The sequence below is a fragment of the Alphaproteobacteria bacterium genome, from assembly GCA_040218575.1.
In the GTDB taxonomy this organism is placed as follows: domain Bacteria; phylum Pseudomonadota; class Alphaproteobacteria; order JAVJRE01; family JAVJRE01; genus JAVJRE01.
Window position 1 is genome coordinate 221,000 of sequence record JAVJRE010000002.1, and the last position, 13,373, is coordinate 234,372.

The window sequence follows — 13,373 nt, forward strand, 5'->3', positions numbered from 1 at the left end:
TTGCCGGCAGGGGCCGAGCGCGGCGGAGACGGCTCCGTCGCCGACGGCCTATTCCCACTCTATGGTTCCGGGCGGCTTGGACGTGATGTCATAGGTCACACGGTTGATGCCGTTGACCTGGTTGATGATCCGGGTGGCGACGCGGCCCAGAAAATCATGGCTGAACGGATAAAAATCAGCGGTCATGCCGTCGGTTGAGGTGACCGCGCGCAAGGCGCAGACATAGTCATAGGTGCGGCCGTCGCCCATGACACCCACCGAGCGCACCGGCAGGAGAACGGCGAAGGCCTGCCAGATCTCGTCGTAGAGGCCGGCGGCGCGAATCTCCTCAATATAGATGCGATCGGCGGCGCGCAGGATGGCCAGCCGGTCGTCGGTCACCTCGCCCGGGATGCGGATGGCCAGGCCGGGACCGGGAAAGGGATGGCGGCCGACCATGCTGTCCGGCAGGCCGAGCTCGCGACCAAGATCGCGGACCTCGTCCTTGAACAGCTCGCGCAGCGGCTCAACCAGCGCCATGTTCATGCGCTCGGGCAGACCGCCCACATTGTGATGTGACTTGATGGTGACGCTTGGCCCGCCAAGGGCGCTGACCGATTCGATAACGTCGGGATAGAGAGTGCCCTGAGCCAGGAAGTCCGCCCCGCCGCGTTTACCCGCTTCTTCCTCAAACACGTCGATGAAGGTGGCACCGATGGACTTGCGCTTGGCCTCCGGATCGGTGACGCCGGCCAGGCGGCCCAGAAAGAGCGCACGGGCATCGCGGCAGACCAGGGGAATGTTGAAGCGGCCACGGAACAGACCTTCGACCTCTTCCGCCTCACCGGCCCGCAGCAGGCCATGGTCAACGAAGATGCAGGTGAGACGGTCGCCGATGGCCTCATGGATCAGCATGGCGGCGACCGACGAATCGACCCCGCCGGACAGGCCGCAGATGACGCGGCCATCGCCCACCTGCTTGCGGACGCGGGCCACCGCGTCCTGGCGGAAGGCGGCCATGGTCCAGTCGCCGGCACAGCCGCAAATGCCGTGGGCGAAACTTGCCAGCAGGGCCGCGCCGTCAGGCGTGTGCACGACCTCCGGATGAAACTGCACACCGTAATAGTGGCGTTCCGGATCGGCGATGGCGGCAAAGGGGGCGCCTTCGCTCTCCGCCACGGCGCTGAAACCGGGCGGCAGAGTGACCACCCGGTCGCCGTGGCTCATCCACACCTGGGGCGTGGCGCCGACCTGCCAGACACCGTCAAACAGCGGACAGGCTTTGCCCACCGTGAGGCTGGCACGGCCAAACTCCCGCTGGTCATGGCCTTCGACCATACCGCCCAGTTGCTGGCACATGGTTTGCTGACCGTAGCAGATGCCCAGCACCGGCAAGCGGCTGTCAAAGACGGCGGCGGGCGCGCGCGGCGAGCCGCTCTCCGTTACCGATGCCGGGCCGCCCGAGAGAATGATGCCGCGCGGGCCGAAGTCCCGCAAGGATTCCGCAGTCACCCGGTTGAACGGATGAATCTCGCAATAAACATGAGCCTCGCGCAGACGGCGGGCGATGAGCTGTGTGGTCTGGCCGCCAAAATCAACTATCAGAATACGGTCAGTCATGACGGTCCATCGGGCAGGCGTTGGCGTGGCAGATCACTGGCCAGAGAAATGAGGTCGGTCCAGCCATAGACAATGACGGGCAGTCGGGTTCCGGCAAACTGGAGATTGCGTTCAGCCAGTCGGATGCCCTGCATGGCTTCGTAGAAGAACCGTGACGGATTGCGCTCCAGCACTTCCACATACAGGGAATCGATGCCGTTCTCCAGCAGGCGCTGGGCAACGCGGTTGATCAGGAGCCGGCCGAGCCCGCCATTTTGAAAATCGGGCAACACATAGAGGGCGTAAAGCTCTCCGGCAAAGCGTCCAGAGTCGCGAGCGGGGCCGGCGGAGGCAAAGCCAACGATTGCCGTGGAGGGAGCAGCGCCGGGAGCGGCCGCGGCGCCAGCGCCGACGGGCGGGCCGGACGTCACCGGGCCGTCCGCCATGCGACGCACCTCCACCACCAGGGTCACATGGCCGGCCTGCGGGCGGTGCAGGTCAGACTGCCACTGCGCGGCGCTGCGCGGCACACTGAGACGATGGACGAGGAAGGACTCCGGAATGAGGCCAGGATATGTATCCCGCCAAGTGGCCACATGCACGGTGGCGATGGCGACAGCGTCCTCCGGTCGCGCCAGGCGGACCGAAATGGTGTTGAGCGCACTCATGGCGAACGTTCCAGCGCAGCGACAAAAAAGCCGTCCGTGCCACTGCGCGCCGGCGTCAGCAACAGACCACCGCCCTGCACCAACGCTGGCAGCGGTGGCGGCAGGCCGGCCCCCTGCCAAAGGCTCTCCGGCGCGACCGGAACAAACCCTTCCAGTGACTGCCGCGCCCAGTCCATCTGCTCTTCATTTTCTTCCGGCATGACCGAACAGGTGGCATAGATCAGCCGTCCGCCGGGCCGCACCACCACCGCCGCCGCGCGCACAATTTCCCGCTGGCGCGCCACATAGGATTGCAGCCCCTCCGTCGTCAGCCGCCACCGTTCCTCCGGTCGCCGGCGCCAGGCACCGGAGCCCGAACACGGCACGTCCAGCAACACGACATCGCCGCAATTGTGCAGCTCCGGCGGCGGCGCGCCACTGGCCGGCAGACGGCAGGTAGTGAGGTTGCCGCGGGTCGCATGACCGATGGCCGCCCGCTCACGCCGCGGCGCCAGCCGAGCAAGACGATCAGCGTCCGTGTCGCAGGCGATAACGCGGCCCTGACCCTCCATGGCCGCCAGCAGGGCCAGGGCCTTGCCGCCGGCGCCGGCGCAATAGTCTATGACGGTCATGCCCGGCCGGACGCCACACAACAGGGCGACGAGCTGTGCGCCCTCGTCCTGAAACTCCGCGCCGAGCCGGCGGACCACGGCCAGGTCATCCGCCGCCAAACGGTGCGGCAGGCTGACCCCCCATGGCGACAGCACACAGGGAGTGGCGGAAATACCGGCGGCGGCGAGCCGTCGAATGACCTCGTCGCGCGGCAGGCGCCGCAGGTCCAGTCGCAGGTCAACCCGCCCCTCGCCTTCCAGCGCGGCGATCTCGCCTTCAAGGTTATCGCCGAACACGCGCCGCAGGGACGACAGCATCCAGTCCGGCAGGCCAGCCGCCGCGGAGACCAGGCCATCACCCGCCGACAGACCGCAGACCAGCCGGTGCTCCGCCGCATCGAGGGGTGGCGGACGATAGGACTGACCATCAAATCGCAGGGCCAGCTCTTCCGGCGGCAGATTGTCACTGAGCACCAGATCGGCCAGCAGCCGTCGCCGGTTGCCAGGTCCCGCCGCATCCCCGGCGAGACGGGCTATGGCCGCGTCGAGGCGACCCCGACGACGCAGCAGACCAAAGACCCGGTCACTGATGGCCCGCCTGTCCTTCGACCCCACATAGCGGCGCTCGCGCAGCCACTGGCGCAGAATGCCATCGGCAGCCATGGCCGTAGCGTCAATCGAATCGAGAATCTCGATAACCGCGGCGTCGCGTGCGCCGGGCGTCACCGCAACCGCCACCGGCGCGGACCGCTAACCACCACAAGCGATCGGCAGTATAGAAGCCGCCTCAGGACAATCACATTTGCTGCCGGTAGTTCGGCGCTTCCTGGGTAATGGTGATATCGTGAACGTGGCTTTCACGAATGCCCGCGGCCGACACCTGCAGGAAGCGACAACCGCCCTTCATGTGAGCGATGGTGGCGTGGCCAGTGTATCCCATGGCGGCGCGCAAACCGCCGACGAGCTGGTGCAGGACCTCGCTGACCGGACCCTTGAAGGGAACGCGGCCCTCAACACCTTCGGGCACCAGTTTGAGAGATTCCGTGACGTCCTGCTGGAAATAGCGATCGGCTGACCCGCGCGCCATGGCGCCGAGGGAGCCCATGCCACGATAGGCCTTATAGCTGCGCCCCTGATAAAGCACCACGTCGCCCGGGCTTTCATCGGTGCCGGCCAGCAACGAGCCGATCATCACGCTGTCGGCACCAGCGGCGATGGCCTTGGCCAGGTCGCCGGAAAAGCGCACGCCGCCATCGGCGATAACCGGTACGCCGGCCCTGGCCGCGACCTCAACAGCATTCAGGACGGCGGTCAGTTGTGGCACACCCACACCGGCGACAATGCGGGTGGTGCAGATGGAACCAGGACCAATGCCGACCTTGACGCCATCCACGCCGGCGTCGATCAGGGCCCGCGCACCATTTGCAGTGGCGATATTTCCGCCAATCACCTGGGCATGGTTCGACAGCTTCTTAACGCGGCCGACGGTTGCCAGGACACCGGCCGAGTGGCCGTGCGCCGTGTCCACCACAACCACGTCAACACCGGCGTCGATCAGCGCCTCGGCCCGTTCTACCCCGGCATCGCCCACTCCGGTCGCGGCAGCCACCCGCAGGCGGCCCTGCGCGTCCTTCGCCGCGTCGGGAAAGGCGTGCGCCTTCTCTATATCCTTGACCGTGATGAGGCCGACGCAGCGCGATTGATCATCCACAACGATCAGCTTCTCGATGCGATGCTGGTGCAGCAGACGTTTGGCGTCTTCACGCTCTACACCGTCGCGCACGGTGATGACATTGCGAGTCATCAAGTCGCGCACGGGCTGGCGGGCATTCTCGGCAAAGCGTACGTCGCGGTTGGTCAGGATGCCGGCCAGCCGGCCGTCGCCTTCCACCACCGGGATACCCGAAATCTGATGGTCGGCCATCAGCCGCAGGGCGGTCGCCAGAGTTTCATCCGGCGTGATGGTGATGGGATTGACCACCATACCCGATTCGAATCTTTTGACGCGGCGCACTTCGTCCGCCTGGGCCTCTGCCGACATGTTCTTGTGAATGACGCCCATGCCGCCGGCCTGAGCCATGGCAATAGCCAGACGGGCCTCGGTCACCGTGTCCATGGCGGCCGAAATGATCGGGATGCCGAGCTCTATGTCGCGGGTGATGCGGGTGGCGGTGTTGGTGGCCGCAGGCAGGACTTCGGATCGGGCAGGCTCCAGCAGGACATCGTCAAAGGAAAGCCCGACCGGAAAATCCATCATTCGCCCCGAAAAAGTTGGCGCATATTACACATCACCGGCCAAGCGACAAGGACCGGACGGAACAGCCGCCCCGACCGGCGGCGCCGCGGCCGGCCAAAACCGCCGCCGCCATGGTCATTGCGGCCGCCGCAAGCCGGTGGCGACCACATAGACCTCGGACGAATCGACACGGCTGGCCGGCGGCTTCATCTGGCGCACCGCCGAAAAGTGGGCGCGCAGGCGGGTGACGAAGGGCGGCAGATCCCGTCCCTGCAGCAGTTTGGCAACGAATCCTCCGCCAGGCGCCAGGATGGCCATGGCCAGATCAAGGGCGGCTTCGCCCAGCGCCATGCTCCGCAGGTGGTCGGTGGTCGCCTCGCCCATCATATCGGGCGCCATGTCAGACAGGACCAGATGGGCACCACCCCCCAGAGCATCGGCGATCCGCGCCGGCGTATCTTCAGCCGTGATGTCCGCTTCCAGGTGGATGGCGCCCGGCACCGCGGCCATGGCGCGAAAATCAACGGCGACGACGCAACCGCCAGCCCTGCCGGCACCGCGCTGCTGTGCGGCCACACGCTGCACAGCAACCTGGGTCCAGCCACCGGGGGCGGCGCCCAGGTCCACCACCCTCAGGCCCGGCCGAAGAAGACGCAGCCGGTCATCGATTTCAAGCAGCTTGAATGCGGCGCGCGAGCGATAGCCCTGCTGCTGCGCCGCCTGAACATAGGGGTCGTTGAGTTGACGACTAAGCCAGCGGGTGGAACTGCTGCGCCGGCCGCGCGCACTTTCAACCCGGCTGGTCAGCGCCCGCGACGGCTCACCTGGCGTACCGGACCCGGCGGCGGCGCCGTGTCGCTTGCCCGGCCTGAGCGGCACCCGTCGCGTCACGGCGACTGCGCCCGGACAGCGGTCACGGTCTCGTCCACGGCGGCCATGACGGCGGCGGCCACGCGAGCCGGCAGGTCGCCGGTGCGGGCCATCATGTCAAGCAACATGCCCTCACGCAGGCCGCGATCGGCCACAGCCAGTGTTCCCACCGGCCATTGCCGGCAGATGGCATCCAGGATGGCACATCCCGGCACCACCAGGTCGGCCCGGCCCGGTCCGATGCACGGGTGCGCCACCCGTCCGGCCAGATCGAGCGAGGACACACGCACTGCCGCCGCCGCAAGCTGGTCGAAGGACAGGCGGCAGCCATCCACCGCCTGACGATGGTAGCGTGGCAAGTCCAGGTGAATACCGCAGAGGGTAGTGACGGTGCCGCTGGTACCGACCATGGATACACGACCCAGAGCCACCTGCCCGGCAATGCCATTGCGCCGGTCGAAGCCGGACAGCGCGACGGCGAACTCCTCCACCAGTGCGGCACTATCGGCCGCCTCCGCCGCGCCATCGCCGAACCGGTCAGCCAGATTGACCACACCCAGCGGCACCGACAAGGAATCAACGATTTCCGGCCGGCCGCCGGCCTGGAAACGGAACCAGGTAAGCTCTGTACTGCCGCCGCCGATATCGAAGATCAGGCCGAACGGCTTGTCGGCCTCGAACAGGGGCAGGCAACCGGCGAGACCATAGGCGGCCTCCTGGCGCGGCGTGATGGTCTCTATGACCAGACCGGTTTCCGCCTGCACGCGGTTCAGAAATACCGTACCGTTGCCGGCCTGGCGGCAGGCCGCCGTGGCCACGCAGCGCGCCTGTGTCGCGCGATGATGGTGTATTTTTCCGGCGCACACCCGCAACGCCGCCAGGGTCCGCGCCATCGCGGCCTCGTGCAGGCAGCCATTGCGGGCCAGATCGGAGCCGAGACGGACGATACGGGAGAAGGCGTCAAGGACGCGAAAACCGCCGTCTTGCGGCTGTACCACCAGCAGGCGACAGTTATTGGTGCCAAGATCAAGCGCCGCGTAGACCGCCTGTTCAGGGTTACGGCCGTCAGAATCGCGGATGGCCGGGTCACAGCGACGGGACAGTTGACTGAATCTGCGCGTCCTGCCGGTCATGGTGCCTTGCTGTTTACCGCCTGCGGGCCCGAACCGCGAGCCTACACGGGCAGCCAAGCAGCGCAAAGCGGCCCGACACCGGGCAACGGCCAGGGCGCAATGGCCGGCAAACAGCCCCGGCCCGGTCTGCCTTCAACCCGCAACCCTTGCATCACACCGCCAATATTGGCTATCTGGGCGACGACAGCAACGCGCGACCAGCCTGCTGGGGGATAGTTTAACGGTAGAACTGCGGACTCTGACTCCGTCAGTCCTGGTTCGAATCCAGGTCCCCCAGCCAGCCGCGCCGCTCTGGCGGCCAGCCCGGCATCAAGGCCGGGCGGCACCGCCCAGACGGTCACCGATCCGCTTATTTGCCGCCGATGACAGCGATGACGGCCGGGTGCCGGCAAGCGCCGGTCGGGGAGCGTGGAGAAATTATCTCATTTGACAGATCATTCCGCAGATATATCGACGCAATATATATTGATATATTCTATTATTGGTGAGTTGATAGGGTATCCTATGGGCCGCCGGCAATCGGCACCTGCCCTGCTGCCTTACACAGACCGGAAACCGCCATGGATGTTCGCACAGTCTGCCTAGGCGTCCTGACGTCCGGAGAAGCCAGCGGCTATGAGATCAAGAAGCACCTGGAAGACGGGCCGTTCAGTCACTTTGTCGAGGCCGGGTTTGGCTCGATCTATCCGGCGCTCAACCGTCTGAGCCGTGACGGTCTCGTCACCTGCCGGACCGAAGAACAAACCAAGCGCCCGGACAAGAAAGTCTACCGGCTGACCCCGCTCGGTCGTCTGGAGCTGATTCAGGCGTTGTCGCAACCACCGCCGCCGGATCGCTTCCGCTCCGACTTCTTGTTTATGATGCATTTCGCCGAACACCTGCCGGCGCGGCTGATCGAGAATGTGATTGACGCCCGAATCGCACAGTATCGTGCCTGCCTCCACCAGATGGCGCAGGCCGACCACGGGGCAGCGGCCGCGGGCGCCGATTTTGTCGCCGGATTTGCCCGCGCCGTCTATCAGGCCGCCGTCACATTTCTCGAAGACAATCGCTACATTGCCGTGCGCACCGCCCTGATGGCGGAAAAGACCGCCCAGGGGGCGGAAAAGGAAGCCGCCGAATGATCTGCCGCACATTCGCCAGCCGGCCGGCCCGGCCCCGGCGACCCTCCGTCAGGACCTGAATCATGCGCAAATCCATTATCGCCGCTGTGGTCATCGCCGTGCTTGTGGCGGCCTGGATCCTGTCCGGCCAGTTCAGTGGGCAGCCGCGCCAGTCCACGGCCAGCAATGGGGAGCCGGCACAGACCGTGGCGCCCAGGCCGACGCCACGGGTCCGCGTGCAGACCGTGACGGCGCAGCCGCGACATCTGACTCTGAACGTGACCGGCCGGACCGAAGCATCGCGCACGGTTCAGGTGCGGGCCGAAACCCCCGGCCGCATCGTCCGCCTGGCGGTAGAGCGCGGCGCGGCCATCGCCGATGAAGCGACCATCGCCGCCCTGGCCGTGGATGACCGTCAGGCACAGATGGCCGAGGCCAAGGCCCTGCTGGCGCAACGGGATATTGAGTATCGGGCGGCGACGGAGTTGCGTGAGCGTGGCTTTCGCTCGGAAACCAGCCTGGCGGCCGCCAAGGCAGCACGGGAGCAGGCCCAGGCCCTGGTTGACCAGATGGCGCTGGATATCGAGCGAACCCGCATCCGCGCGCCCTTCGCCGGGGTGATCGCCGCCGGCCATGCGGAAGTGGGCGACTATCTCAAGGTGGGCGACAGCGTGGCCGAGATCGTCGATCTTGACCCGCTACTGGTGGTCGGCAGCCTGACGGAAATCCAGGTTGGCCAGATCAGCGAGGGTCAGGTCGGCAGCGCCATTCTGGCCAGCGGTCAGGAAGTCAGCGGTGTTGTCCACTTCATCGCCCAAACCGCTGACGAAGCGACCCGCACTTACCGCTTCGAGATGGAAGTGGACAACAGCGACTATGCCATTCGGGCCGGCCTTACCGCGCAGATCGCCCTGCTGACGCGGGAGGTCACGGCCCACAAGTTCAGCCCCGCCGTGTTGTCGCTGTCGGATAGCGGCGCCATCGGTGTCAAGATCGTCGATGACGACAACAGAGTGCGCTTCGTGCCCATACAGATTCTGGCCGATGAGACAGATGGCATTGTGGCCGGCGGCCTGCCGCGCGATGTGCGGCTGATTACGGTCGGCCAGGAATATGTGGTCGATGGCCAGCTTGTTGACCCGGTCATCGACGGCAGTGGCGGAGCCGCCTCGTGAGCCTGATCGACGCGGCCCTTTCGCGCTCGCGCACCACACTGGTCGGCCTGTTGTTCCTGCTGGTGGCGGGTACCTCCGCGTGGATCACGATTCCCAAGGAATCCGAACCCGACATCAATATCCCCATCGTCTATGTCTCGCTGCACCACGAGGGCATTTCGCCACAGGACGCTGAGCGCCTGCTGGTGCGGCCCATGGAGCAGGAGATGGCCACCGTCGAGGGCGTCAAGGAAATGCGCTCCACCGCCTATCTGGGCGGCGCCAATGTCCTGCTGGAATTCGAGGCCGGTCAGGACATTGACCAGGCCATGATCGATGTGCGCGAGGCCGTGGATACGGCCAAAGCCGACCTGCCCGACGACACCGACGAGCCGACCGTCAATGAGGTCAATCTCAGCAAGTTCCCGATCCTCGCCATCACCCTGAGTGGCGACATACCCGAGCGTGCCCTGGTGCGCATCGCCCGTGACCTGCAGGACAGACTGGAAACCATTCCCACGGTCCTGGAGGCCAATATCCGAGGCGACCGCGAAGAAGTGGTGGAGGTCATCGTCGATCCGGTGCGGATCGAGGCCTATGCGCTGAACCTGCAGGACATTCTGACGCTGCTGGCCCGCTCCAATCAGCTTGTGGCCGCCGGATCGCTCGATACCGGCGCCGGCCGCTTCGCCGTGAAGATCCCGGGCCTGTTCGAATCGGTCAACGATATTCTGGACATGCCGCTCATCACCAGCGGCGACTCGGTCATCAAGGTCCGCGACATCGCCACCGTTCGCCGCACCTTCAAGGATCGTGAATTGCTGGCCCGGGTCGGCGGTCAGCCGGCGGTGGTGGTGGAAGTCTCCAAGCGCACCGGAGAGAACATCATCGAGACCATCGAGCAGGTGCGCGCGGTGGTCGCCGACAGCCAAAGCGCCTGGCCGGCCGACCTTGAGGTCAGCTTCGCGCAGGACGGCAGCGTCTTCATCAAGCGCATCCTAAGCGATCTGCAGAACAACGTTATCGCCGCCGTTCTTCTGGTGATGATCGTCATTCTGGGGGCGCTGGGGGTGCGCGCCGGATCCCTGGTCGGCCTGTCCATTCCCGGCGCCTTTCTCACCGGCATTCTGGCCCTGCAGTTGTTCGGGCTGACCGTCAATATGGTGGTTCTGTTCTCGCTTATCCTGTCGGTCGGCCTGCTAGTGGATGGGGCCATTGTGGTGACCGAGTATGCCGAGCGCAAGCTGGCCGAAGGCGCCTCGCCGCACGATGCCTACGCCACCGCCGCCAAGCGCATGGCATGGCCCATCATCGCCTCTACCGCGACGACGCTGGCCGCCTTTGCGCCACTGTTGTTCTGGCCCGGCATTGTCGGCGAGTTCATGAAATTCATGCCCATCACCCTGGTGGTGACGCTGGTGGCGTCCCTGGCGATGGCTCTGATTTTCGTTCCGGTACTGGGGGTCAATCTGGGCTTCTTCGCTCACCTTCTGGTGCTGGCGCTCAGCGCCGCCCTGGGGGCCACCCTGACCGGCTGGCTGGCCGGCGGCGTCGTTGGTCTGGTGGTGCCCGGCTTCGCCGGCGGGCTGTTGCTGGCGATTCCCGGCGCCCTGGCCGGAGGGTGGATCGGCCACAAACTCGGCCGCCGCGCGGCGCGCGCCATCATGCAGCCGCCGGCCATGGGCGAGGGCCGGGTCGTGCGTGATCTGGAGTCCGACACGGATCTCGACATCATGAAGCTGGGTGGGCTCGCCGGGCTCTATGTTCACATCCTGAACAGGGCGTTGCGGCGCCCTGGCCTGATCATCGCCGGGGCCTTCTCCCTACTGGTGGTGGCCGGGATGCTTTATGGTCAGCTGGGTCGCGGCGTCGAGTTCTTTCCCGACGCGGAGCCCGACCAGGCAAATCTGTCGATCCACGCCCGCGGCAATCTGTCGGTCGAGGAAAAAGCGCATCTGGTGCGCGAAGTGGAGGCGCATGTGCTGGCGGTCCAGCGCGACCACAATGACTTCAAGACCATCTACACCGTGGCCGGCAATATTCAGTCACAGGACAATGACGCCGAGGATGTGATCGGCCGCATCACCCTGGAGTTTCGCGACTGGCAGGTGCGACGGCGGGCGGCTGACATCATGGCCGATATCCTGGACCGCACCAGCGGGCTGGCCGGCATCTTCATCGAGACGACGCAGGCGGAGGCCGGCCCGCCGGTGGGCAAGCCGGTGCAGGTGCAACTGGCCTCCAATGACGCGGTGGCGCTGGACGCAGCAGCCGGCCGCGTCCGCGCCTATATCGACAGTCTGACGGGGCTCAAGGATATCGAGGATACCCGCCCCCTGCCCGGCATCGAATGGGAAATCACGGTTGATCGCGCCCAGGCCGCCAAGTTCGGCGCCGATGTGCAGATGATCGGCAGCTTCGTCCAACTGGTCACCAAAGGCCTGAAGATTTCCACCTACCGGCCGGACGATACGGACGAGGAAATCGACATCTCCGTTCGTTTCCCGGACGATGACCGGACCCTGGCGCGGCTGGACAGCATCCGCCTGCAGACCTCCGAGGGGGCGGTGCCCATGAGCAACTTTGTGCAGCGTACGCCGGTGCAGCGCACCGGCACCCTGTTTCGCAGCGACGGCACACGCGTCATCACCATCAAGGCCGATGTGCAGCCAGGCGTGCTGGCCGACGACAAGGTGCGCCAGATCCGGTCGTGGCTGGCCGGGGCCAGCCTCAATCCGGCCGTTGAGGTGACCTTCAAGGGCGAAGACGAGGAACAGAAAGCAGCCCAGGCGTTTCTGCAGCGGGCCTTTGTCATCGCCCTGTTTGTCATGGCCATCATCCTGCTGGCTCAGTTCAACGGCTTCTACAGCGTGATTCTGATTCTGTCCGCGGTCGTCATGTCCACAACCGGGGTTTTTCTCGGCCTGCTTATCCTCGGCCAGCCTTTCGGTATCGTCATGAGCGGTATCGGCGTCATCGCGCTGGCCGGCATTGTGGTCAACAACAACATCGTTCTGATCGATACCTATGATCGCGTACGCAAGACATTCCCCGACGTGCGCGAGGCCATCATCCGCACCGGCGCCCAGCGCCTGCGGCCGGTTCTGCTGACCACGATTACGACCATCATCGGCCTGGCACCGATGGTGTTCCAGCTCAACATCGACTTCGTCACCAGAGAGGTGACGGTAGGCGGGCCCTCCACCCAGTTCTGGGTGCAACTGGCCTCGGCCATAGCCTTCGGCCTGGCCTTCGCCTCTATTCTCACCCTGGTGGTTACCCCCTCTGCGCTTATGGCCAAGGAGAATGTGGCGAACTGGTTTTCGCGCCGCGGGCAGAGCCCGGTTGAAGCGGAGTCAGGCACCCGTACCTCCGCACGGCCGGCCGAGTAGGCAGACCTGCCGGCAAAGAGGGTCAGCCCGAGTCGCGCAGGTCGCGCCAGGCCGCCGCAACGCGACCGAGGACGGTCAGCCAGGCGAGAGCGGCGAACAGCCACGCCAGAATCGTGAAGCCGGCCGGCCATAGACACATGAGGACCAGCACGGCAAAGGTCTCTGTGCCTTCCGTCAGCCCACCCAGGTAGTAGATGGACTTGGCCCCCTGGCGAGCGGTTGTCCGTCCGCGCTTGGCGGCAAAGACAGCGTAGGCGAGAAACGTGGCGCCGGTGCCAACAAAGCTGAATATCAGGAACGCGGCGGCCATAGCCCGGTTCGGATCATCCACCGCGAAGGCGAACACCAGACCGGAATAGACCAGAAAGTCGAAGACGATGTCGAGATAACCGCCGAGGTCGGTGGGCCCCCGTTGGCGGGCGACGGCGCCGTCGAGCCCGTCGGCGATCCGATTGGCGACCAACAGAGCAAGGCCAAGCAGCGGCAGACCGGCGGCCACCGCCATGACAGCGCCGGCGCCGATCACGAACCCCGCCACGGTGATGGCATTGGCGCTGAGTCCCAGAGCCGTCAACCAGCGCGCGGCACGGTTCAGCGGCGGGTCAATCAGCGGACGCAGAGCAGCATCAAACATCGCTCTATGGAATCA

At 65.7% G+C, this 13,373-nt stretch carries 10 protein-coding genes and 1 tRNA gene; 4 read left to right on the plus strand and 7 right to left on the minus strand.

From position 1 onward, the window contains the following. Positions 1–48: 48 nt before the first annotated feature. The 6 genes from guaA to RIE31_02660 form a co-directional block, all read right to left on the minus strand. Positions 49–1,599 (minus strand): glutamine-hydrolyzing GMP synthase, encoded by a 1,551-nt coding sequence (gene guaA / locus RIE31_02635; GenBank protein MEQ8639498.1) that lies wholly within the window; start codon positions 1,597–1,599, stop codon positions 49–51. Further along, the gene (locus RIE31_02640; protein ID MEQ8639499.1) at positions 1,596–2,246 is read right to left on the minus strand and encodes a GNAT family N-acetyltransferase; all 651 of its coding nucleotides are present in this window, start codon (positions 2,244–2,246) and stop codon (positions 1,596–1,598) included. The genes guaA and RIE31_02640 overlap by 4 nt, the downstream gene beginning before the upstream one ends. Then, positions 2,243–3,574, minus strand: a complete 1,332-nt coding sequence (locus tag RIE31_02645; GenBank protein MEQ8639500.1) for an RsmB/NOP family class I SAM-dependent RNA methyltransferase — start codon at positions 3,572–3,574, stop codon at positions 2,243–2,245. The genes RIE31_02640 and RIE31_02645 overlap by 4 nt, the downstream gene beginning before the upstream one ends. A 58-nt stretch (positions 3,575–3,632) precedes the next feature. Then, on the minus strand, positions 3,633–5,090 hold the full coding sequence (guaB, locus tag RIE31_02650) for an IMP dehydrogenase (protein MEQ8639501.1): 1,458 nt from the start codon (positions 5,088–5,090) through the stop codon (positions 3,633–3,635). 117 nt (positions 5,091–5,207) lie between these two features. After that, positions 5,208–5,963 carry an RlmE family RNA methyltransferase gene (locus RIE31_02655; protein MEQ8639502.1) on the minus strand — a complete coding sequence of 252 codons (756 nt, stop codon included), beginning with the start codon at positions 5,961–5,963 and terminating at the stop codon, positions 5,208–5,210. Beyond that, entirely contained in the window at positions 5,960–7,075 is a 1,116-nt protein-coding gene (locus RIE31_02660; protein MEQ8639503.1) for a Ppx/GppA phosphatase family protein, read from the minus strand. The genes RIE31_02655 and RIE31_02660 overlap by 4 nt, the downstream gene beginning before the upstream one ends. Before the next feature lie 206 nt (positions 7,076–7,281). On the opposite strand from RIE31_02660, the gene RIE31_02665 reads away from it, so the two are divergent. From RIE31_02665 to RIE31_02680, 4 genes are all read left to right on the plus strand, one after another. Next, a tRNA-Gln gene (locus RIE31_02665) sits at positions 7,282–7,355 on the plus strand. A 280-nt stretch (positions 7,356–7,635) separates the two neighbouring features. Continuing rightward, complete coding sequence (locus RIE31_02670) at positions 7,636–8,199, plus strand: PadR family transcriptional regulator (GenBank protein ID MEQ8639504.1); 564 nt, start codon at positions 7,636–7,638, stop codon at positions 8,197–8,199. Between the two features lie 62 nt (positions 8,200–8,261). After that, positions 8,262–9,353 (plus strand): efflux RND transporter periplasmic adaptor subunit, encoded by a 1,092-nt coding sequence (locus tag RIE31_02675; GenBank protein ID MEQ8639505.1) that lies wholly within the window; start codon positions 8,262–8,264, stop codon positions 9,351–9,353. Further along, positions 9,350–12,724, plus strand: coding sequence for an efflux RND transporter permease subunit (locus tag RIE31_02680; protein MEQ8639506.1), 3,375 nt, complete (start codon positions 9,350–9,352; stop codon positions 12,722–12,724). Before RIE31_02675 ends, RIE31_02680 begins: the two co-directional genes overlap by 4 nt. 22 nt (positions 12,725–12,746) lie before the next feature. On the opposite strand, the gene RIE31_02685 is transcribed toward RIE31_02680, so the two are convergent. Then, positions 12,747–13,358 (minus strand): CDP-alcohol phosphatidyltransferase family protein, encoded by a 612-nt coding sequence (locus RIE31_02685; GenBank protein MEQ8639507.1) that lies wholly within the window; start codon positions 13,356–13,358, stop codon positions 12,747–12,749. Positions 13,359–13,373: the final 15 nt, after the last annotated feature.

Bases quoted from the DNA above. Each gene is read 5' to 3' on its own strand.
- guaA (MEQ8639498.1), bottom strand. From the start codon at position 1,599: ATGACTGACCGTATTCTGATAGTTGATTTTGGCGGCCAGACCACACAG.
- RIE31_02640 (MEQ8639499.1), bottom strand. From the start codon at position 2,246: ATGAGTGCGCTCAACACCATTTCGGTCCGCCTGGCGCGACCGGAGGAC.
- guaB (MEQ8639501.1), bottom strand. From the start codon at position 5,090: ATGGATTTTCCGGTCGGGCTTTCCTTTGACGATGTCCTGCTGGAGCCT.
- RIE31_02660 (MEQ8639503.1), bottom strand. From the start codon at position 7,075: ATGACCGGCAGGACGCGCAGATTCAGTCAACTGTCCCGTCGCTGTGAC.
- RIE31_02670 (MEQ8639504.1), top strand. From the start codon at position 7,636: ATGGATGTTCGCACAGTCTGCCTAGGCGTCCTGACGTCCGGAGAAGCC.
- RIE31_02675 (MEQ8639505.1), top strand. From the start codon at position 8,262: ATGCGCAAATCCATTATCGCCGCTGTGGTCATCGCCGTGCTTGTGGCG.
- RIE31_02685 (MEQ8639507.1), bottom strand. From the start codon at position 13,358: ATGTTTGATGCTGCTCTGCGTCCGCTGATTGACCCGCCGCTGAACCGT.